At 69.8% G+C, this 20,670-nt stretch carries 20 protein-coding genes; 7 read left to right on the forward strand and 13 right to left on the reverse strand.

All coding sequences use genetic code 11. The features are described 5' to 3' along the window. Positions 1-16 precede the first annotated feature (16 nt). From GCE65_RS03990 to GCE65_RS04005, 4 genes are read right to left on the reverse strand one after another with little or no spacing between them, the layout of a single operon-like run. Positions 17-961 carry an aldose 1-epimerase family protein gene (locus GCE65_RS03990; RefSeq protein ID WP_153877459.1) on the reverse strand — a complete coding sequence of 315 codons (945 nt, stop codon included), beginning with the start codon at positions 959-961 and terminating at the stop codon, positions 17-19. 8 nt (positions 962-969) lie between these two features. After that, positions 970-1,854 carry a carbohydrate ABC transporter permease gene (locus GCE65_RS03995; protein ID WP_152817534.1) on the reverse strand — a complete coding sequence of 295 codons (885 nt, stop codon included), beginning with the start codon at positions 1,852-1,854 and terminating at the stop codon, positions 970-972. Continuing rightward, positions 1,854-2,774 (reverse strand): carbohydrate ABC transporter permease, encoded by a 921-nt coding sequence (locus tag GCE65_RS04000; RefSeq protein WP_152817535.1) that lies wholly within the window; start codon positions 2,772-2,774, stop codon positions 1,854-1,856. Before GCE65_RS04000 ends, GCE65_RS03995 begins: the two co-directional genes overlap by 1 nt. Before the next feature lie 38 nt (positions 2,775-2,812). Continuing rightward, positions 2,813-4,111: an ABC transporter substrate-binding protein gene (locus GCE65_RS04005; RefSeq protein WP_152817536.1), complete on the reverse strand. Its 1,299-nt coding sequence runs from the start codon at positions 4,109-4,111 to the stop codon at positions 2,813-2,815. A gap of 207 nt (positions 4,112-4,318) precedes the next feature. Between GCE65_RS04005 and GCE65_RS04010 the strand changes: the two genes are divergently transcribed. Continuing rightward, the gene (locus tag GCE65_RS04010) at positions 4,319-5,059 is read left to right on the forward strand and encodes an SDR family oxidoreductase (protein WP_153877460.1); all 741 of its coding nucleotides are present in this window, start codon (positions 4,319-4,321) and stop codon (positions 5,057-5,059) included. A 37-nt stretch (positions 5,060-5,096) separates the two neighbouring features. Here GCE65_RS04010 and GCE65_RS04015 read toward each other — a convergent pair whose 3' ends face one another. Beyond that, on the reverse strand, positions 5,097-5,891 hold the full coding sequence (locus GCE65_RS04015) for an SDR family NAD(P)-dependent oxidoreductase (RefSeq protein ID WP_153877461.1): 795 nt from the start codon (positions 5,889-5,891) through the stop codon (positions 5,097-5,099). After that, positions 5,888-6,223: a hypothetical protein gene (locus tag GCE65_RS04020; RefSeq protein ID WP_153877462.1), complete on the reverse strand. Its 336-nt coding sequence runs from the start codon at positions 6,221-6,223 to the stop codon at positions 5,888-5,890. Before GCE65_RS04020 ends, GCE65_RS04015 begins: the two co-directional genes overlap by 4 nt. A gap of 100 nt (positions 6,224-6,323) precedes the next feature. On the opposite strand from GCE65_RS04020, the gene GCE65_RS04025 reads away from it, so the two are divergent. Together GCE65_RS04025 and GCE65_RS04030 are read left to right on the forward strand one after the other, a co-directional pair. Then, positions 6,324-7,814, forward strand: a complete 1,491-nt coding sequence (locus GCE65_RS04025; RefSeq protein WP_153877463.1) for a molybdopterin-dependent oxidoreductase — start codon at positions 6,324-6,326, stop codon at positions 7,812-7,814. An 11-nt stretch (positions 7,815-7,825) separates the two neighbouring features. Next, a complete protein-coding gene (locus GCE65_RS04030) occupies positions 7,826-9,613 on the forward strand; it encodes a glycoside hydrolase family 15 protein (RefSeq protein ID WP_153877464.1) in 1,788 nt (595 codons plus the stop codon). 32 nt (positions 9,614-9,645) lie between these two features. Here GCE65_RS04030 and GCE65_RS04035 read toward each other — a convergent pair whose 3' ends face one another. From GCE65_RS04035 to GCE65_RS04050, 4 genes are all read right to left on the reverse strand, one after another. Then, a complete protein-coding gene (locus GCE65_RS04035) occupies positions 9,646-10,173 on the reverse strand; it encodes a Clp protease N-terminal domain-containing protein (RefSeq protein ID WP_194928822.1) in 528 nt (175 codons plus the stop codon). Continuing rightward, positions 10,173-10,376, reverse strand: coding sequence for an RNA polymerase subunit sigma-70 (locus GCE65_RS04040; RefSeq protein WP_152817543.1), 204 nt, complete (start codon positions 10,374-10,376; stop codon positions 10,173-10,175). Before GCE65_RS04040 ends, GCE65_RS04035 begins: the two co-directional genes overlap by 1 nt. A 120-nt stretch (positions 10,377-10,496) precedes the next feature. Continuing rightward, entirely contained in the window at positions 10,497-10,967 is a 471-nt protein-coding gene (locus GCE65_RS04045; protein WP_153877466.1) for an FABP family protein, read from the reverse strand. 45 nt (positions 10,968-11,012) lie between these two features. Beyond that, entirely contained in the window at positions 11,013-11,579 is a 567-nt protein-coding gene (locus tag GCE65_RS04050) for a GNAT family N-acetyltransferase (RefSeq protein ID WP_152817545.1), read from the reverse strand. Positions 11,580-11,937: 358 nt separating this feature from the next. Here GCE65_RS04050 and GCE65_RS04055 point away from each other — a divergent pair, with 358 nt between their 5' ends. Further along, positions 11,938-13,791, forward strand: coding sequence for an ABC transporter family substrate-binding protein (locus GCE65_RS04055; RefSeq protein ID WP_227992875.1), 1,854 nt, complete (start codon positions 11,938-11,940; stop codon positions 13,789-13,791). 161 nt (positions 13,792-13,952) lie between these two features. Beyond that, the gene (locus GCE65_RS04060) at positions 13,953-15,506 is read left to right on the forward strand and encodes an ABC transporter permease (protein WP_370460182.1); all 1,554 of its coding nucleotides are present in this window, start codon (positions 13,953-13,955) and stop codon (positions 15,504-15,506) included. 11 nt (positions 15,507-15,517) lie between these two features. Here GCE65_RS04060 and GCE65_RS04065 read toward each other — a convergent pair whose 3' ends face one another. Together GCE65_RS04065 and GCE65_RS16815 are read right to left on the reverse strand one after the other, a co-directional pair. Then, positions 15,518-16,546, reverse strand: a complete 1,029-nt coding sequence (locus tag GCE65_RS04065; protein WP_255475297.1) for an IS110 family transposase — start codon at positions 16,544-16,546, stop codon at positions 15,518-15,520. Continuing rightward, a complete protein-coding gene (locus GCE65_RS16815) occupies positions 16,543-16,722 on the reverse strand; it encodes an IS110 family transposase (RefSeq protein WP_255475298.1) in 180 nt (59 codons plus the stop codon). The genes GCE65_RS04065 and GCE65_RS16815 overlap by 4 nt, the downstream gene beginning before the upstream one ends. A 346-nt stretch (positions 16,723-17,068) precedes the next feature. Here GCE65_RS16815 and GCE65_RS04070 point away from each other — a divergent pair, with 346 nt between their 5' ends. Next, the gene (locus tag GCE65_RS04070) at positions 17,069-18,130 is read left to right on the forward strand and encodes an ABC transporter permease (RefSeq protein ID WP_152817546.1); all 1,062 of its coding nucleotides are present in this window, start codon (positions 17,069-17,071) and stop codon (positions 18,128-18,130) included. A 23-nt stretch (positions 18,131-18,153) separates the two neighbouring features. On the opposite strand, the gene GCE65_RS04075 is transcribed toward GCE65_RS04070, so the two are convergent. Further along, entirely contained in the window at positions 18,154-18,777 is a 624-nt protein-coding gene (locus GCE65_RS04075; protein WP_153877467.1) for a PH domain-containing protein, read from the reverse strand. A gap of 44 nt (positions 18,778-18,821) precedes the next feature. Here GCE65_RS04075 and GCE65_RS04080 point away from each other — a divergent pair, with 44 nt between their 5' ends. Continuing rightward, positions 18,822-20,606 (forward strand): ABC transporter ATP-binding protein, encoded by a 1,785-nt coding sequence (locus GCE65_RS04080; RefSeq protein WP_228760106.1) that lies wholly within the window; start codon positions 18,822-18,824, stop codon positions 20,604-20,606. Positions 20,607-20,670: the final 64 nt, after the last annotated feature.

Genomic DNA, 20,670 nt, shown 5'->3' on the forward strand with positions numbered 1-20,670 from the left:
CGGAGTCGCCGAGCGCCTACTCGGCCTCCTCGGACGGGGCGGACACCAGCGCCCCCCAGGTCGAGGTCGTGGTCTCGCCCGCCTCGAGCCGGATGATGCCCTGACCGGTCGCGAGCGCGTTCGGCGGGCACGTCATCGGTTCGACGCCGAGGCCCCGGCGGCGACGGGACGGGGCGAGCGTGTCCGCCGTGTACAGCTCGACGAGGGGGTAGGCGCGGTCGACCCACAGGGCCGCGGTGAGACCGTCCGCGCCGGTCAGTCGCACCCACGCCCGGCCGTCGTCGTCGCGGGGCAGGTCGGTGAAGGCGAAGTCGATCGCGGTGTCCCCGAGGCGCCGCGGCTCCCGGAAGTCGAAGGGGGTGCCGGCGACCGCCTCGGTGCCCGTGGGGAGCTGCCGGTCGGGGTCGGTCGTGATCCGGGTGGCGGCGTCGAAGCGGAGGGTGGCCTCGTCGATCGTGCCCTCCGGGCCGGGGGAGAGGTAGGGGTGCTGCCCGGAACCGTAGGGCAGGGACCGATCGCCGGCGTTGGTCGCCGTCGTGGTCACGGTGAGCCCGCCGGCGGAGAGGCGGTAGTCCACGGCGACGTCGAGCAGGAACGGATAGCCCGTGAGCGGGAGCAGGCGCACGGCCATGACGACCCGATCGGCCTCGTGCACGAGGGCCCGCCATGGCCGCCACCGCAGGAAGCCGTGGATCGCGTTGCGCTTGGCCGGTTCCGTCAGCGCGACCCGGTAGTCCGCGCCGTCGAAGCTGTAGCGGCCGTCGGCCAGCCGATTCGGCCACGGGACGAGCGGTGTGCCGTGGGCGCCGTCGCACAGGGCGTCCACCGGATAGGGCTGCAGCACGTCCCGGCCCGACCGGGTATAGGACCGGATCCCGCCACCGACCTCGACGACGGTCGCGTGCTGGTCGCCGTGGCCGATCTCGAACTGTTCGCCGGAGGGGTGGACGGTCGTCGTCATGTCTGCACTCATCCCTTCGTCGCCCCGGCGGTCAGGCCGGAGACGATGTACCGCTGCGCGAACAGGGCCACGACGATGATCGGCACGGTCATGATCACCGAGGCGGCCATGATCGCCCCCCAGTCGATGCTGGCGTAGGACACGAAGTCGAACACGGCCACGGGCAGTGTCCTGGTCTCCGAGCTGGTCAGCACGAGCGCGAACATGAAGTTGTTCCAGGAGAAGATGAACGAGAGGATCCCGGCCGTGGCGATGCCGGGCAGCGACAGCCGGAGCATGATCCGCAGGAACGCGCCGATCCGTGTCAGGCCGTCGATGAGCGAGGCCTCCTCGAGGTCCGGCGGCATCGAGTCGAAGTACGACATCATGATGTAGACGCTGATGGGGATGAGGATGAACATGTGCGACAGGATCATGACGCTGTAGCCCCCGACCCAGCCGAGGTTGGCGAAGATGTAGTACCAGGGCACGAGCAGGCTGACGCCCGGGATGATCCGGGCCAGGAGCACGACGAGCGCGGACCTGCGCATGTTGAACCGGCTCATCGCGTACGCCGCCGGAACCCCGATGAGCAGCGAGAGCGCCGTGGCCCAGAGCGCGATCCACAGGCTGTTTCCCACGAAGTCCAGGTAGTCGTCCCGGCCGAACACCTCCGTGTAGTTCGCGAGCGTGGGGGAGAACACGAAGGACTTCGACGTGTCCTGGATGTCGACGTTCCGCTTGAAGGAGGACATGAGCATCCACAGCAGCGGCGCGAGGAAGATCACGATGACCAGGGCGATCATGAGGCCGCGGAACGCCGAGTAGGAGCGCTGCCGCAGCGGCCGCCGGCGCACGGGAACGGAGTGCGGGTGCCGGCCGCGTCCGGCCCCGGCCACGCGGGCCGTCGTCATCACGTCACCTCCCTGCGCCGCAGGGTGAGCAGCCACATCACCAGGACGATCATGAGGAAGAACAGGATGAGCACGGCGGAGGAATAGCCGAAGTTGCTGAACAGCAGGCTCTCCGTGTACGCGTAGATGTTCAGCGTCTCCGCCTCGTGGAAGGAGCCGCCGCCCGGCCCCTTGACCACGTAGAGCAGGTCGAAGGTCTTGAGCGCGTCGATCGCGCGCAGCATGATCGCCACGAGGATCATCGGCCGCAGCAGCGGCAGGGTCACGTACCAGAGCCGCTGCCACGCGCCCGCGCCGTCGATCCGGGCCGCCTCGTCCGGCTCGTCCGACAGGGAGGTCAGGCCGGCGAGCAGGATCACGGCGATCATCGGCGTGAATTCCCAGACGTCGACGAAGATGAGCGTGGGCAGGGTCGAACTCGGGTCCGCGAACCAGGGCTGCGGGGCGATGCCGAACCACCCGAGCACCTGGTTCGCGAAGCCGATGTTCGGGTTGAAGATCAACCGCCACATCATCGCGATGGCCACGGGTGTGGCCACGAACGGGAGCAGGACCACGACCCGGACCCACCCCTGCGCCTTGAACGGACGCCGCAGCAGCAGCGCGATCGCGAGCCCGGCGGCCAACTCGAAGATCAGGGCGCCGACGGTGAAGACGGCGGTGCGCCAGACGGCCGGCCAGAAGCGAGAGGTGTTGGTGAGCGCGTCGATGTAGTTGTCGAAGCCGACGAAGCCGAACGGCGCCCGAACGGAACCGGCCGCGTCCGTGAAGCTGAGGTAGAGCGTCCAGCCGATCGGGATGACGATGAGCAGGACGATGAACAGCACGGCGGGTGAGGCGAACAGCCACTTGCGGTGGCTGTTCGCCCACTGCGACAGCTTCTCCCTGCCTGACACCTCAGGGGGCGGGGCCACGGCCATTGTCCACCTCTCCTCGGGATCGACGACGGACGGCCGGGCTACTTCTCCGAATCCAGGAGGTCCTGGAACTTGGAGTTCGCGGTCTCGGCGGCGGCGTCGGAATCGCCACCGGTGATCGCGACGACGATCGGGGTGCCCACGATCTCCCGCGCCTCGGCCACGTTCACCACGAGCGGGCGGTCCGTGCCCACACCGTTCTTGCCGTTGGCGGCGATGGCGGCGACCAGGTCATCGGGCAGGTCCGCGGTGCTGTCGGGGTTGTCCCAGACCGACGTCCGTGCGCTCGGCGTGCCCTCCTTCTGCATCTCGAGGGTCATGTCGGGGCTCGTGGCCCACTTGATGAACGTCCAGGCGTTGTCCTGATTCTCGGAGTTCGCGTTGATCCCGAGCGCCCAGGCGGCCACGTTGTAGGGCTTCGAACCGGCGGGGCCGGCGGGGAAGGCCGCCACGCCGACATCGTCGGCGACCTTCGACTTGTCCGGGTTGCCGAGGTTGTCGTACAGGCTCGAGGCGTCCGTCTCGAACGCCGCCTTGCCCTGCTGGAAGATCGCCATCGCCTCGGGCCAGCTCATGTCGGTGCTCAACTGGTCGGGGCCGTACTCCCGCAGCAGCTTTCCGTAGAACGCGTAGGCGGCCTTGGCCTCGTCGGTGTTGATCGTGGCGTTGTCGTTGCCGTCGGTCCAGGTGCCGCCGAAGCTGTAGAGGAACCCCGAGAACTGGGTCACGGCCGCGGACGCCTGGGTGCGCGAGACGAATCCGGCGACGCCGTCGTTCTCCTCGGAGATCTGCTTGGCCGCGGCCTCAAGCTCCTTCATGGTCGTCGGAACGTCGATCCCGGCCTGCTCGAGCAGATCCTTGCGGTAGTAGAGCACCTCGCTCTCGGTGATGAGCGGCACGCCCACGACCGTGTCCTTATAGGTGGTCAGGCTCACCGGCCCGTCCTGGAAGTCGTCCCAGTTCCAGTCGGGATCCTCGGTCACCTTGTCACCGAGATCGGCGAGGAAGTTGCTCTTGCCGAACAGCTTGCCCACCTGGAGCGGCCGGTACATCATCACGTCGAAGTCACTCGAGCCGGCGTTGAGCTTGACCTTGTAGCTGTCGGCCAACTGGTCCTCGCTCAACTGGCTGACCTCGACCGTGAGCCCCGACTCCTTCTCGAAGTCCGGGATCTTCTTCTTGATCGCCTCGGTCCACACATGGTTCGCGAGCGTGACCTTGACCGTGTCCGAGGCCCCGCCGCCTCCGTCGTCGCCCCCTCCGCACGCGGTCAGTGCGCCGACACCCATGAGTGTCGCGACCGAGACCGCTGCGGCTCTTCTCATAGCTTGGTGGTTCATGGTGACCTCCTGGAGCTTCGCTGCGTTGTGATGTGAACCACAGGTGATGTCCAGACTAGGGAGGCCCCGTGTCCGGCATCAATACGTACGGTGCATCCGTCTTCCGCATCCGATCGCGGCGCGAGGGTTCTGTCGAACGGGCGGCGCCGGTATCGTCGCTCGTGGCCCGAGGAACACGGCGGGGCCCGTGCGAGCAGGAGTAGCCGAATGGACGACGCGTTGGCGGTGACGTGGATCGTCGGCGCCGGGTCCGGTGTGGGGCGGGCGAGTGCGACGGCGCTGGCGGCCACCGGCCGGCGGCTCGTGCTCAGCGGGCGCCGACACGAGCGCCTCGAGGAGACCTGCCGCGGGGTTCGGGACGCCGGCGGCAGCGCCGCGGCGCACGTTCTCGACGCGACGGACGACGACGCCGTCCGGGCGGCCGCCACCCGGATAGCCGACGAGTTCGGACCGATCGCCGAGGTGATCTTCTGTGCGGGCCGGAACGTGCCCGAGCGGTCCTGGGCGGAGCTCGACCCGGCCGGGTTCCGCGACGTGGTCGAGGCCGATCTCATCGCCGTCGCGACGACGATCTCGGCCGTCCTGCCCGGGATGCGCGAGCGCGGGTACGGCCGGGTGGTCGTGCTGTCCTCCTGGGCCGGCTGGACCCTCGGGCGGGGTGCCGGCGTGGCGTATTCCGCGAGCAAGACCGCGCTCGCCTCGCTCACCGAGCAGCTCAACGACCAGGAGTCCGCCCACGGCGTCAGCGCCTGCGTCGTGTGCCCGGGGGATATCGACACGGCCTTCGTGGACCAGCGCCCGAGCGTTCCGGACGCCGCCGCCCGGGCCAGGATGCTCAGGCCGGAGGACGTCGCCCGCGCGGTCGCCTTCGTCGTCACCTCGCCGCGCGAGGTCTGCGTCAACGAACTGGTGATCACACCCGTGCGCAGCCATTCCTACGGCAGGTAGCCTCGCGTCGTCCCCTCGCCCGCGCGGTCCGCGGGCCTCAGGCGTCGCCCGCGAGGTCGTATGCCTCGGCGGGGATCTGCGTCGCGAGCTTCCCGCCGCTGACGTCGATCAGGGCGCCGGTGATGTAGGACGCCCGATCCGAGGCCAGGAAGCAGATGAGGTTCGCGATGTCGCCGGTCGTGCCCCACCGCCGCAGCGTCAGGGTCTCGAGCAGCCGCTGCTGCTGGTCCTCGGGCAACTCGGCGAAGTGGTTCATCTCGGTGGGGATCATGCCCGGGGCGTAGGCGTTGACGGTGATCCCCCACGGGCCGAGCTCGCCCGCCAGCCCGCGCGTCAGATGGGCCACGGCGGCCTTGGAGCTCGCGTACGCCACGCCGGCGACCCGTGGAGAGATGGCCGCGAACGAGGCGGCGTTGATGATCCGGCCGGCGCGCTGCGCCTTCATGTAGGGGATGACGGCCTTGCACATGAGGAAGGTGCCCTTGACGTTCACGTCCTGAACGAGGTCCCACGTGGATTCACTCAGGTGCTCGATGGTGGCGTCGTCCACGACCCCCGCGTTGTTGATGAGGATGTCGATCCGGCCGAGCCGCCCGTGCGCCGCGCGGACCGTCTCGCGCACGGCCGCCTCGTCCCGGACGTCGCATTCGAACTGCAGGTTCTCGGTCCCGGAGGAGGCGAGGTCCGTGCCGAGGGATCGCAGGTCGCCGGCCGTGACGTCGCAGGCGACCGTGCGTACGCCCTCGCCCGCCAGGGTCGTGACGACGTCGCGGCCGATCCCGCGCCCGGCCCCCGTGACCACCGCCACCCGGCCGCGCAGATCGATCCTCATCGGTGCCCGCCCCGCCGAGCGTCACCGCGGCCCCGGCGCATCGACCGCAGCAGGAACACCACCGCGACGACCGTCGCGACCCCGGTGAGGGCGCCGTCGAGGAGGCGACCGGGAGTACCGGCCGAGCCCGAGCGCGCACCCGCGCGGGCGCGGGCGGCCCGGCAGGCTACGCGGCCCAGAGCCCGCTCGGTGGGGACTCCCGGGAGCCACGGCCGGTCCCGGGTGTGGGCGGCGATCTCGGCGGGGGAGGCGCCGGGCCCGCGGCCGGACAGGAGCGCCGCGCGCAGGTGCGCCAGCTCCGTCTCGATCGCGGGCGCGGTGGGATCGACCATGCATCCAGTGTGCTCCGGCCCTTGTCGGCGTGCCAGGCGTGGCGCACATTGAAAGGACCGGTTCGTGGCCGGTGGATCACCGGGCCCGAGTGGAGGAGGAATGTCGGACTTCTTTCCGTGGTGGGTGGTGGTCACGCATGCGCTGAACGTCATGTGGATGCTGCTGCTCTTCCGCTCGGGGATCGAGGTGCTGTCCGCCTTCCCGAAACTGCACTGGCGCGACGATTGCCCGCCGGGGCGTCAATGGCTGCGGCTGTCGAGGAAGCAGTTCGGCGCGGACTCGCGCCGGCCGTGGACCTCGCTGGACGAGGAGGAGTCGTGGTCACCGGTGCTCGCCCTGCCCGGGCGCAAGAACCTGGGCCTCGGGCGGCACTGGCACTTCATGACGATCCAGTTCTGGATCCTCACCGGGCTCGTGTACATCGTGGCCGTGTTCGCGACCGGCTACTGGCGCTACCTCGTGCCGGTCCACTGGTCGATCGTTCCCGACTCCATCAACGCGATCGGCAGCTACCTGCAGTTCGAGTTGCCGGCCACGATCCCCGGCGAGCCGTTCGAACCCGCCCAGAAGCTCGCCTACTTCGTCGTCGTCTTCCTCATGGCACCGCTCCAGATCGCCACCGGCGCGGCCATGTCGCCCTCGGTGCTCGCGCGCTTCCCCCGCTACGGACGGATCTTCGGCGGAAAGCAGGGGGCGCGGAGCCTCCACTTCCTGCTCATGTGCGCGTTCGCCGCCTTCATCGTGGTGCACGTGACCATGGTGGTGATCCACGGACTGCCCAAGGAGCTCGCGGCGATCGTCCTCGGGGATCCGGGCGGCGACCGCCGGCTCGCCACCGGTATCGGTGCGGCCGTGCTGCTGGCGATCATCGTCCTCCAGGTGGTGGTCACCTGGTACTCCCTGCGGCATCGCCGGCGCACGCAGCGGCTCCTCGGCCTCATGGTCGACCCGTTCGAGCGGGCGATCTCCCGGAGGTTCACGTCGAATCAGCACTACCCGCACACGGCGATCTCCCCGTATTTTCGCGTCAACGGCTATCCGCCGGCCGGCGCGGAGTACGAGCGGATGGCCGCCGACGGCTTCCGCGACTTCCGGCTGACGGTCGGCGGACTCGTCGCGCATCCGGCCGCGTACGCGCTGGCCGACCTGCGAGAACTCGGCTCGCAGCGTCAGATCACCAAGCACAACTGCATCCAGGGGTGGACCGCCGTCGCGGAATGGGCCGGGGTGCCGCTCGCGGACGTCATCGCCCAGGTCGAACCCGACCCGCGCGCCACCCGCGTCGTCTTCTACGCCATGGACGACAAGGGGCTGACCGAGGGCGAGGGGCGGTACGGCTACTTCTACGGCACCATCCCGATCCATCTCGCCGAGAACCCGCAGACCATCCTCGCGCTCGAGATGAACGGCGCTCCGCTGCCGGTGGAGCACGGCGCCCCGATTCGACTCCGGGTGGAGACCCAGCTCGGCTTCAAGATGGTCAAGTGGATCCGGGCCATCGAGTTCGTCGATGACGTGTCCGAGATCGGGATGGGCATGGGCGGCTGGCGGGAAGACCAGCAGTTCTACGCCAACGCGGCCGGAATCTGAGAGGAGACGAGATGTCGACCAAGGCGCAGCAGCGACGTGACTCGGAGGAGTTCCCGCCGCACGTGCTCCGTGAATACGCCCTCCTGGCCGACGGGCAGCGTGGCGCGCTCATCGGACCGCGCGGCGACATCGCCTGGATGTGCATGCCGCGCTGGGACTCCGGTGCCGTGTTCTCCTCGCTGATCGGGGGCGGCGGCAAGTTCGCGGTCACCCCGAGCACGAATCGGTTCGTCTGGGGCGGGTACTACGAGGACGCCACGTTGATCTGGCGCAGCCGGTGGGTCACGACCAGCCGGATCCTCGAGTCGAGGGAGGCGTTGGCGTTTCCGGGAGACGCCCACACCGCCGTCGTCCTGCGCCGGGTGGTGGCGCTGGACCAGCCGGCCGACGTGGACGTCGTGCTCGACCCGCGCGCCGATTTCGGCAGCCGCCGGATGCGGCGGCTGTCCTGCGACGAGGGCGTGTGGACGGCGCGGTGCGGCACCCTGTACATGCGCTTCCTGGGCGCGCCGTCGGCCGAGGTCGATCACGACGGCGCCCTGCGCGCGCACCTCGAGGTGGCCCCCGGCGCTCCGCACGACCTCGTGCTCGAACTCTCCGACGAGCCGCTTCGCGGTGCCCCCCTCGACCCGGACCGTGCCTGGGCCGCGACCGGCACGGCCTGGCAGCGGGCGGTGCCGCCGATCTCGGGCACGATCGCGGACGGCGATGTCCGCCAGTCCTATGCGGTCCTGCGGGGACTGACCTCGCCGGGCGGGGGGATGGTCGCGGGTGCCACGATGTCGCTGCCGGAACGTGTGGGGCAGGGGCGCAACTACGACTACCGATACGCGTGGATCCGCGATCAGAGCTATGCGGGTGAGGCCGTGGCCGCGTGCGGCGCCCACCCGCTGCTCGACGATGCCGTGAGCTTCGTGTCGGAGCGGATCCTCGCGGACGGCCCGCGGCTCAAGCCCGCGTACACGATCACCGGTGGCCCCGTGCCGGGTGAGCGGTCGCTCGATCTCGCGGGCTACCCCGGCGGCGCCGACAAGGTCGGCAACTGGGCGAACGAGCAGTTCCAGCTCGACGCGTTCGGCGAGGCGCTCTCGCTCTTCGCGGCCGCCGCCCGCCTCGACCGGCTCGACACGGTCCACTGGCGGGCGGTCGAGGCCGCCGTCGCGGCCATCCGCGCGTGCCGGATGGAGCCGGACGCGGGCATCTGGGAACTCGACGAGCGGCGGTGGGCGCACTCCCGGCTCAGCTGCGTGGCGGGACTGCGCGCCGTCGCGAGTGCGGCCCCCGCCCGGCAGGGTTCGGAGTGGACCTCCCTGGCCGACTCGATCCTCGCGGACGTCTCCGCCGACTGCCTCCATCCCAGCGGACGCTGGCAGCGCGCCCCCGGCGACGACCGGGTCGACGCGGCGCTCCTCATCCCGGCCATCCGGGGCGCGTTGCCGGCCGACGACCCGAGGACCGTGGCCACCCTCGCCGGGATCCTCGAGGGGCTGGCCCAGGACCACTTCATGTACCGGTTCCGTCACGACCAGCGCCGGCTCGGCGAGGCGGAGGGCGCGTTCCTCCTGTGCGGCTTCATGACGAGCCTGGCGCTGCACCGGCAGGGCCGCGAGGTCGAGGCCGGCCGGTGGTTCGAACGCAACCGGGCGGCGTGCGGGCCGCCCGGACTGTATTCGGAGGAGTACGACACGACGCAGCGGCAGATGCGGGGCAACCTGCCGCAGGCCTTCGTGCACGCGCTGATGATGGAGACGGCCCGCGCGCTCGCCGATCCGTGGACCGGCCCGCGCCGCCGTGACTGACCGGCGGGGCCGGCCGGCCCGCGCCCGCATAGTCAGGCGCTCCTCGCGGGCCGTTCCTGCAGCGCGGACCGCAGCCGGTCCGGGTCGACGCCCGCAGCAGTGAGCGCCTCCCGTCCGGGACAGTCGGCGCGCAGGATCCCGAGTGCCAGGTGCCGCGCGTCGATCGAGCGATCACCCAGCGCGACCGCCTCGCGCAGGCCCAGCTCGAGCGCCTTCTTGGCGTCCCGCGCGAACGGCAGGCTCCCACGGCCGCGCCGTGCGGTGCCCAGGGATCCCGGGCCGAAGACCTCGTCGGTGCGCCGGGCCACCTCATCCAGGTCGATTCCGAGTGAGCCGAGGGCGGCGCCGTCGAGACCCGCCCGGGAGACCTGCGTGCCGATCTCCTCGGTCAGTGCCGCGGCGTCGACGTCGATGCGGCCGAGCGCATCGGTCAGGCCGCCCCGCTCGAGGAGGGCGAGGAGCACGTGTCGGGTATCGATCCGCGAGGCCCCGGACGCCCGCGCCGAGTCCTGAGCGGCGACGACGGCGCCGCGTGCCTGCTTGGTGAACCGTTCGAACATCATCTTCTCCGTCCGTGCTTCTTGTGCACTGCCTGCCGACTGACGTCGAGTGCGTCCGCGATCTCCTGCCAGGGCATGCCGAGCTCGCGAGCCCGGTTCACCTGCAGAACCTCGAGCCGGTCGGCCAGCTCCCGAAGCGAGCGAACCGCGCGCAATCCGGTGATCGGGTCGTCGCCCGCCGCAGCATCGATATCGGAAACCATGCGTCAACATTAGTTGACGTCATGGATTCTGTCAACGCAGATTGACGGCGGGTGGATCGACGGCACGCATGCAGGCGGACGGATCGTCGCCGATGGACCGGGCCCGTGCACCCGCCGCCCCTACCCCCGCCGCAGCGCCGAGGCCAGGTGGTGCACGAGCGGCTGCCCGACCGCGGCCATCGAGAAGTCGACTTCGAGCGTGTCGCCGCGCACCGTGTACCGCCGCCGGGTCACCTGCACGTGCTTGGCGCTCGCGGAGTTCATGATCCGGGCGATGAGGTCGAACTCGAGCACGTCGTCGTCGAGCCGCAGGCGCCCCTCGGCCAGCTCCGTCTGTCCGGTCGGCTGCGCGAGCGTCATCTCGACGGCGCCCTCCGCCGGGATCCGCACGAACCCGGACTCCATGTGCAGCGGCGCCCCCTCCGGCGACCACGTGCGCTGGGAGTACACGAGGAACGGCTTGCCCACATCCGTGAACTTCAGCTCCTCCGTGTACTCGAAGGACGTGATCGTCGGGTACTCCCCGCGCCCCGCCCCCGTCCATGTGCCGAGGAGGGTCGCCGCCGGCGAGAGATTCGGGTGAAGGGCCATGGCCCGCACCCTACGCCCCGGCCCGGGCCGTGCACTTGACCGGCGTCAAGGCGCGGGCCGGTCGGTGCGCAGCATCGCCATGAGCTCGGCGTCCACCCAGCCGCCGTCGAAGCGAAGCGCCTCACGCATCGTCCCCTCGTGCCGGAACCCGGCCTTGGCGTACACGTGCCGGGCCCGCGGGTTGAACGCGTACACCTCGAGGCTCACCCGGTGCAGCTGCTGCACCTCGAAGGCGTGCGCCATCGTCAGCCGCACCGCCTCGGTGCCGAGTCCGCGCCCGGTGGCTCCGGCGATCCAGATCCGGAACCCGCACGAGCGGTTTCCGGGGTCGAGGTCGTTGAGCACGGACTCGCCGACGATCCGGCCCGTCGAGTTCTCCCGGATCGCCCAGACGAGCCGGTCGGACGCCGTCGCCCACCGTGCGTAGGTCTCGGCCAGCTGCGCGCTGGTCCAGGGCCGTGCCGCAGTGGGCGTGCTCGTGTGGGAGGTGCCCGTGAGGATCGCCACCTCCGGATCGTCGAGGAGAGGCTCGATCGCGGACACGTGCCCGGTGCTCACCGGTTCGAGCGTCACGAGGTCGCCGGTCAGCGGCACCTTCCGCGTGAAGTCCATGCTCGTCTCCCTCGCTGGTCGCCGGTGGGCCCGGGCGGTGCCGTCACGCTACTGCGGCTCGCATCGGCGCGCGAGCATCCACTCGTGCGGCCACGGGGCGAGGCGACGACCTCGGCCGCGCCCCGGGGCGACGAACGTCGCGCCGAGCTGCGCCGTCGGTCTCGTTCGAGGCGCCTTCGGCCGCGGGAGACGACGCTCCGCTCGCCCACCGGTAACGATGCGGTTTCAGTCTCGAGGAGGCCGCACCGGCGCGCATCGCCGCGCGTATGCTCGCCCCAACCACGGGGGATCCTGCCCCCGCCGCACCCCACCCGGGGCGGCGCGGTCCGGCATTCCCCCGATATCCATAGGAGGAACATTGAAGAGCAGGCGATTTTATGCCGCCGCGGCCACGCTGGCCGCGGGTGCCATGGTGCTGAGCGCATGCGGCAGCAGCGGCGAGGCCACGGGAGGGGCGACCGACGACGGCGGCAACGCCGGGATCAGCGACACGTCGAGCATGTCGGTCGCGTGGAACGAGCAGCTGGACGAGACGAACCCCGACAGCTCGACCGGCAACGCGACGAAGAACGCGAACGTCCTGTACCTGACGAACGACCGGTTCATGTACTACGACGACCAGCTCAACCTCGTGCAGGACCCGGGATTCGGCAGCTACGAGAAGGTCTCCGACGACCCGCTCCAGGTCAAGTACACCTTCGCCGACACCGCGACGTGGTCCGACGGCACGCCGGTCGACGCGGCCGACCTGGTGATGTTCTGGGGCGCGGTCTCCGGCAACTTCAACACCATCGCCGACGAGGACGCCCTGACCGACGAGGGCGAGACCGACGAGAAGGCGACGGCCGACCAGGTCTACTTCAACGGCACGAACTCCACCGTCGGCCTGATCGAGGACTTCCCGGAGATCTCCGACGACGGCAAGTCGATCACCTTCACCTACACCAAGCCGTTCGGCGACTGGAACGTCAACCTCGAGACCGGCGTTCCGGCGCACGTCGTGGCCCAGCACGCGCTCGGCGTCGAGGACCCGGCCGAGGCCAAGCAGGCCCTCATCGACGCGTTCAAGAACGAGGACAAGGACGCGCTCGTCAAGATCTCGAAGTTCTGGAACACGGGCTTCCAGTTCTCCGGCGCGCTGCCGGACGACCCCTCGCTCTACCTCTCGAGCGGCCCGTACATCATGACCGAGTACAAGCAGGACCAGTACCTCACGCTCGAGGCCCGCGACGACTACGAGGGCGACCGCACCGGCGGCCCGGAGAAGATCACCATCCGGACGATCCCGGACGCGATGGCCGCGGTCTCCGCCCTTCAGAACGGCGAGGTGGACCTCATCTCCCCGCAGTCGACCACGGACGTGGTCGAGGCGCTCAAGGCACTCGGCGACGACTACACGGTGCTCGAGGGCATCGAGGGCACGTACGAGCACGTCGACCTCATGTTCGACAACGGCGGCCCGTTCGATCCGGCCACCTACGGCGGCGACGCGGCGGCGGCCCTCAAGGTCCGCCAGGCGTTCCTCAAGCTCATCCCGCGCCAGGAGATCCTCGACAAGCTCATCGTGCCGCTCAACTCCCAGGCCGTGATCCGCAACTCCTACAACGTGCTGCCCGGCGCGCCGATGTACGACGCGGTGACCGAGGCGAACCAGATGGGTGCGAAGTTCTCCGAGGTCGACGTCGACGGCGCCAAGCAGCTTCTCGAGGAGGCCGGCGTGGACACCCCGGTCGACGTGCGGTTCCTGTTCGACAAGGCGAACCCGCGCCGGCAGAACGAGTACACGCTCATCGCCCAGTCGGCCGGCCAGGACGACCTGTTCAACGTGATCGACTCGAGCAGCGACGAGTGGGGCCGGCTGCTGTCGGACAACTCCAAGTACGACGCCTCCGTCTTCGGCTGGCAGTCCACCTCCACGGCGGTCACCGAGGGGGATGCGAACTATCGCACCGGCGCCATCAACAACTTCGGCGGCTACTCGAGCGAGACGGTCGACGGGCTGCTCGACCAGCTGCTGGTCGCGACCGAGCCGGCGGAGCAGGAGGAGCTGCTCGGCAAGATCGAGGCTCAGCTCGTGGACGACGCGTTCGGGCTCACGCTCTACCAGTTCCCCTCCGTCACGGCCTACCGGTCCACGATCGAGGGAATCGACCCGATCACGATCTCCCCGACGATCTTCTACGGGTTCTGGAACTGGAAGGTCGGTTCCTGATCCGCGCCGACTGACCTGATGGATGAGGGGCGCCCGCCGGGCGCCCCTCATCCGCTGCCCGAGCGCGCATCGTTCGCCCGGCGCGCCGCACCGTTCGCCCGGCGCGCGCTCGGGCCCCGTCATAGACTCGGCGACACCGCGCCGACTCCGTCCCCATGTTCGTGAGCGAGGTACCACCCCCGATGCTGGCCTTCATCGTCCGCCGCCTGCTCATCGGGCTGGGCGTGCTCCTCGTCGCGACCTTCGTCATGTACGGGCTCTCGGATCTGGTGATCGATCCGCTCGAGGATCTCATCACCTCGACCGACCCGAACAAGGAACTGCAGATCGCGGCCCGGATCGACCAGCTCCACCTGGATCAGTCGTGGGTCGAGCGGTACTGGGACTGGATCGTGAACTTCGTGCAGGGCGACATGGGCACGGCGTGGCGCTCCGGCCGGGAGGTGACCGACCTCCTCGGCGGGGCGATCGTCTCCACGATCCAGCTCGTCTCGGCCGCGACCGTGCTGGCCATCCTCCTCGGTGTGGCCGTCGGGATCGTCTCCGCGCTGCGCCAGTACACGAGCTTCGACTACCTCATCACGTTCTTCTCCTTCCTCATGTACTCCCTGCCCTCCTTCTGGGTGGCGGTGCTGCTCAAGCAGTGGGTCGCGATCGGGTTCAACGACTTCCTCGCCGACCCGTTCCTCGCCTACGCGGTGATCGCCGGCGTGGGCGTCGTCGCCGCGGTGCTGTGGACCCTCATGATCGGCGGCCCGCTCAGACACCGGCTCACGCACGGGGTCATCGCCCTCGCGGCCACGGCGGGCGTGCTCGTCTACCTGCAGGCGAGCGGCTGGTGGTCCAGGCCGAATATCGGACTGCCGCTGCTGGCGATCACCTCGATCGCGATCGCCCTCGGCGTGACGCTGCTCTCGACCGGGCTGAACAACCGTCGCTCGCTCGGCGCCGCGCTCAGCTGCGCGGCCATCGGCCTCGCGCTCTACTATCCGATGCAGGGCGTCTTCCGCGAGCTCACGCCGCACATGAGCTACGGGATCGCCTTCCTGCTCGGGCTGCTGGCGGCCGTCGTCGGCGCACTCGTGGGCGTGGCCTGGCGCGGACCGGACTGGCGCCAGTCGGCCCGGACGGGCGCGATCGTCGCGGTCTCGGTCGCCTTCCTCATGTTCGTCGACCGCGTGCTCCAGGTGTGGCGGCCGTATTTCGACTCGAACGTCATCAACGGCCGCCCGTTCCCGACCATCGGCGACGTGACCCCCGAGCTCGGCGGGAACTTCTGGGTCACGGTGCTCGACTCCACGATGCACCTCATCCTGCCCACGATCTCGCTCATGCTCATCTCCTTCGCCGGCTACACCCGCTACGCCCGGGGATCGATGCTCGAGGTGATGAGCCAGGACTACATCCGCACCGCCCGCGCCAAGGGCCTGAGCGAGCGCACCGTGGTCATGCGCCACGGCTTTCGCAACTCGCTCATCCCCCTCGCCACGATCGTGCCGCTCGATGTCATCACCCTCATCGGCGGCGCCATCATCACCGAGCACATCTTCTCCCGACCCGGCATGGGGCAGTTGTTCATCCGGTCCCTCGAGGACGCCGAGATCGACCCGCTCATGGCCTACCTCGTGGTCGTGGCCTTCGCGGCGATCGTGGCGAACATCATCGCCGACCTCATCTACGCCGCCCTCGACCCACGGATTCGGGTGAACGCATGAGAAGCCCTATGTCAAGCCGCCTTGTTTTCGGGGGTGAGGTAGGGCTGGAGTGCTCGGTGTTTGCTGGGGTTGTATGGGACGTGGTCTTGCCAGCAGTGCCAGATGATGGTGAGCCATGCTCGGGCGAGGATTCGGACGGCGTGGGGGTGGTCGTGGCCTCTGGTTCTGGCTTGTTGGTAGAGGTGCGCGGCCCATGGGTTGGCTTTGATGCTGTCGGCGGCGAAGTCGGTGACGGCGTCGCGGAGTTGTTTGTCGCAGGACCAACGGAATCCGACGACGCGGATCCTCCCGGATTGGCGGGTCGATGGTGCTGCTCCGGCGAGGCAGATGAGTGCTTCGGGGGTGGGGAATCGGGAGCGGCAGTCGCCGATCTCGGCGAGCAGTCGGGCGGCGCGGACGCGCCCGGATCGGGGCAGGCTGGTGAAGATGTGCGCGTCGGGGTGGGTGGTCAGCTGCTGATCGATGTGCTTCTCCAGGGTGCGGGTCTGGGCCTGGAGGGTGCGCAGGACGGCGACGTGGCTGGCGGTGATCGTGGCCAGGGCTGTGGCGAAGTCACCTTCGGGTCCGCGGGGTGCGGCGAGGATCTTCGTGTGCAGCACGGTGGAGCTGGTGCGTCCGGAGTATCCCTGTTTGCGCAGCCAGGTGCCGAGTCTGGTGGGGGTGAGCCAGTCCAGCTTGTCTTGGGTGTCGAAGCGTTCCAGGAACGACAGAGCTATGTCGGAGTCGATGTCCTTGAACAGTCCGATTGTGGCGGGCAGTGCGTTGCGCAGGTGCGCGCGCAGCTGGTTTCCGGTCGCGATGCGGTGGGCGATGAGGTCCTTGCGTGCACGGCATGCCCGGCGCAGAGCTATCGTGTCGTCTCGGTCCGGGACGAGCGGGCGCAGTCGTGCCCGGTCGGTGCGGAGCGTGTCGGCGAGGACGAACGCGTCGAACCGGTCGTCCTTGTTGCCGGAGGAGCCGTATCGGCGTCGGATGTTCTTGACTTGGTTCGGGCTGATCACGACCACGGTGATGCCGGCGTCCAGCAGCGTGTCGATCACGGGTCCGTCGGGCGTTCGATCGCGACTTCGGTGGCGTTGTTGCGGGCCAGGAAGGTGAGCAGGGCGCGCAGCCCCTCCGCGGTGTGTTCGATCATGCATCGGTCGATTTCACGGCCGCGATGATCTACCACGCTGACCGCGTGGTCGTCACGGGCCCAGTCCAGACCGGCGGTCACGTCGCCGGGAGGTTCCTCGGGCAGGCACAGGGTTTGTTCATGGTGGGTGTGTTGGCAGACTTCATGTCAGCCTCCTTGCTGCTCGTACCAGTGGGGAGGCGCCCTCGTCTCACGGTGCTGTGGGAGCCGGGACGTGTCTGCCGGTTCGCTCACTGATCGGCGCTCGCCCCCGTCACCGGGTTTGGCGCTCAGCCCTATCGACGGTCCACACGTCCCGGGCAGCCACCAGACCTCGCAGATCTCATGCTGGACATCAACAGTGTCGAGCGAGCTGGGCGATGGCCCGGCAGCACCCGGGGTGCATCAGCGTCCTATCGAAGAACGCTGACACAAGGAAGGTAGACCAGTGAGCATCTCGAACATCCCCCCGGAGATCCCCGAGCCCGAGGGCGCGGGGGACTCCTACGACGCCGTCGAGAACGCGATCGAGCTCAAGGAGACCGAGGGCAAGTCCCAGGGCCGGATCGTGCGCGAGCGGTTCTTCCGCCACAAGGGCGCGATGATCTCCCTGGTCGTGCTCCTGCTCATCGTGCTGCTCGCGTTCACCTCGATCGGCTACGGCCCGCTGCCCGGCTGGTGGACGTGGACGCCGTACCAGACCCCGGAGAGCGTCCTGCCCGGGGGGCGCCCGACGCTCGTCATGCCGTGGAGCGGCTCGTTCGCCATCGGCGAGCACCCCTTCGGCCAGGACGAACTCGGCCGCGACATCTTCGCCCGGGTGATGAAGGGGGTGCAGACCTCGATCTTCATCATGGTGGTCATCGGCCTGGTCGCCACGATCGTGGGCACGATCTTCGGATCCCTGTCCGGATTCTTCCGGGGCCGGACCGACAACCTGCTCATGCGCCTCACCGATCTCGTGATCACCCTGCCGGTCATCGTGATCGGCGCCATGCTCGGCAAGCTCCTCGGTTCGGCCGCCCCGTTCTCGCTCGGCCTCGCGCTCGGGCTCATCGCGTGGCCGCCGATCGCACGCCTCGTGCGCGGGGACTTCCTCAGCCTGCGGGAGCGGGAGTTCGTGGACGCCGCCCGCGTGGCCGGCGCGAGCAACTCCCGGATCATCTTCAAGCACATGCTGCCGAACGCGATGGGGGTCATCATCGTGGCCGTCACGCTGCTCATGAGCTCGGCGATCCTGCTCGAGACCTCGCTCAGCTACCTCGGCTTCGGCATCCGGGAGCCGAATATCTCGCTCGGCACGATGATCTCCGCGTATCAGAGTTCGTTCGCCACCCGGCCGTGGCTGTTCTGGTGGCCGGGCCTGTTCATCATCGCGATCGCGCTGTGCGTCAACTTCATCGGCGACGGGCTGCGCGACGCGTTCGACCCGCGCCAGAAGAAGGTTCCCTCGCGGCGTGCCCGTCGCCGGGCCGCGGCGCCGGACGCCGCCGTGAGCGCGGGCGAATGAGCCCGCGGGGGAGGGCCGCGGCGTCAGCCGAGGACGGCCGATCCGGCCGCCACCGCGGCGATGACCGCGAGCACCGCGAGCGGGCGGCGGTTGAGGCTCACCCGCGCCGGGGCCTCGGGCCGCGCCGGCAGGAAGCCCGCCTCGGTCAGCGAGCGCACGCGCTCACCGATCTCGAGCACCGCCGCCTCGGCGCTCCCACCCCGGATCATGGACGGCGCCCGCTCGCCCGGGCGGGCGTGGCCGGACTCCGCCCGGCCACCGTCGCGCAGCGGCAGGCGGCGCAGACTTCCGCTGCCGGCCGGCAGGGCCCACGAGGAGAACTCGCGGTCGTCGTCCGTACGCACCCGCAGGGCCCACCGGGCGTCGGCGGAGGAGAAGGCCGGCCACGGCACCCACACAGTGCGGGCCACGTTGACAAGCAGGACGCCGCCGCCCGAGACCTCCACCCGCGGCAGCGCGAACAGCAGCCACACGAGCGCCACGGCGAGGGCGATCCAGGGGCCCGAACGCCACAGGTCGCCCCAGCCGCCGCGGGTCGCCGCGGCGATCGCGCCCGCGAGGGCCGCGGCGGCGGCGACCCACGGGAACACGCGGGAGAACCCCGTGCGGAAGACGGCCGTGTCGAACGCGCCGGGGGACTCGGGCATGGCGTCATCCTCCCATCCAGCAGCTTCGAGAAAGGTGAGCACGCGTGAGCACCATCGCCACCACCGACACCGGTGAGAGCACCGGCACGCCGCGGGAGCCGATCCTGTCGGTGCGCGGCCTCCATGTCGACTTCCTCGTGGAGAACGAATGGTTCCCCGCGGCGGTCGACATGACCTACGACGTCGCCCCCGGTGAGGTGCTGGCGATCGTGGGGGAGTCCGGCTCGGGCAAGACCCAGTCGTCCCTCTCCCTGCTCGGCCTGCTGCCGCCCAACGGCCGATCCGCGGGCAGCGCGAAGCTCGCGGGCCAGGAGCTCGTGGGCATGACGCCGGCCAGGCTGCGCCGGATCCGGGGCAGCGAGATCGCCGTGATCTTCCAGGAGCCGATGACGGCCCTCAACCCCGTCTACACGATCGGCTTCCAGATCGTGGAGACGATCCGCATCCACAACGACGTGGGGCCGAAGGAGGCGAAGGAGCGGGCGCTCGAACTGCTCCGGCTCGTGGAGATGCCCGATCCGCAGACCCGCTTCAACTCCTATCCGCATCAGCTCTCGGGCGGGCAGCGGCAGCGGGCGATGATCGCCCAGTCGCTCTCGTGCGACCCCAAGCTGCTCATCGCCGACGAGCCCACGACCGCCCTCGACGTGACCGTGCAGGCCGAGATCCTCAAGCTCATGCGGGACCTGCGCAACCGGATCGACTCGGGCATCGTGCTCATCACCCACGACATGGGCGTCGTGGCCGACATGGCCGACCGGATCATCGTCATGCGCCACGGGCGGATCATGGAGACCGGGGACGCACGGCAGATCTTCCACGACCCCCAGCACGACTACACCAAGCAGCTGCTCGAGGCGGTGCCCCACCTCGGCGGCACCTCCCTCCTGAGCGAGTACGAGCTCGCCCACGGCGGCGAGACCCCGCTGGGGGAGCCGGTGCTCGTGGCCGAGGACGTCGTGATCGAGTACCCCAAGCGTGGCCGCACGCCCGCGTTCAAGGCGGTCGACGGCGTCTCCCTCACCCTGAACCAGGGCGAGGTCGTGGGCCTCGTGGGGGAGTCGGGATCGGGCAAGACCACCGTCGGCCGGGCGATCGTGGGGCTGCTCCCGGTCAAGGCGGGTCGCCTCGAGATCGCCGGCTTCGACATGGTCGGCGCGAGGGCGCGCGACCTCAAGCCGCTGCGCTCCCAGGTCGGGATCGTCTTCCAGGATCCGGGCTCCTCGCTCAACCCGCGGCTGCCGATCGGGGAGTCGATCGGGGAACCGCTGCTCCTGCACACCGGCATCAAGGGCGCGGCCCTCGACAAGCGGGTGGAGACCCTGCTCGATCAGGTGCAGCTGCCCTCTTCCCTGCGGAACCGGTACCCGCACGAGCTCTCGGGCGGGCAGCGCCAGCGGGTGGGCATCGCCCGGGCGCTCAGCCTCGAGCCGAAGCTCCTCGTCGCCGACGAACCGACCTCGGCCCTCGACGTCTCGGTGCAGGCGACCGTGCTGCAGCTCTTCCAGGACCTGCAGCGCGAGCACGGCTTCGCGTGCCTGTTCATCAGCCACGATCTCGCGGTGGTCGAGATGCTCGCCTCGCGGATCGCCGTCATGCATCACGGCCGGCTCGTGGAGATCGGGTCGAGCCGCCAGATCGTCTCCGAGCCGCGCGATCCCTACACGCAGCGGCTCATCGCCGCCGTGCCCGTGCCGGATCCGGAGAAGCAACGGCAGCGGCGCGCCGTCCGCGACCGCCTGCTCGCCGAGGCGCTCGCAGAGGAGGAGGGGGCCGGCGCGGGGCATGCCGCCCCGCCGGCGCGGCCCACGAGCGGGCCGTCGATCTGAGCCGAACGTCACACGGCGGATCCTCCCCGCCGGCACCCGACGGGTTCTGACGGGCGGCGCGCGG

Origin of the sequence: Pseudactinotalea sp. HY158 (genome assembly GCF_009660225.1) — a bacterium.
Taxonomy (GTDB): Bacteria; Actinomycetota; Actinomycetes; order Actinomycetales; family Beutenbergiaceae; genus HY158.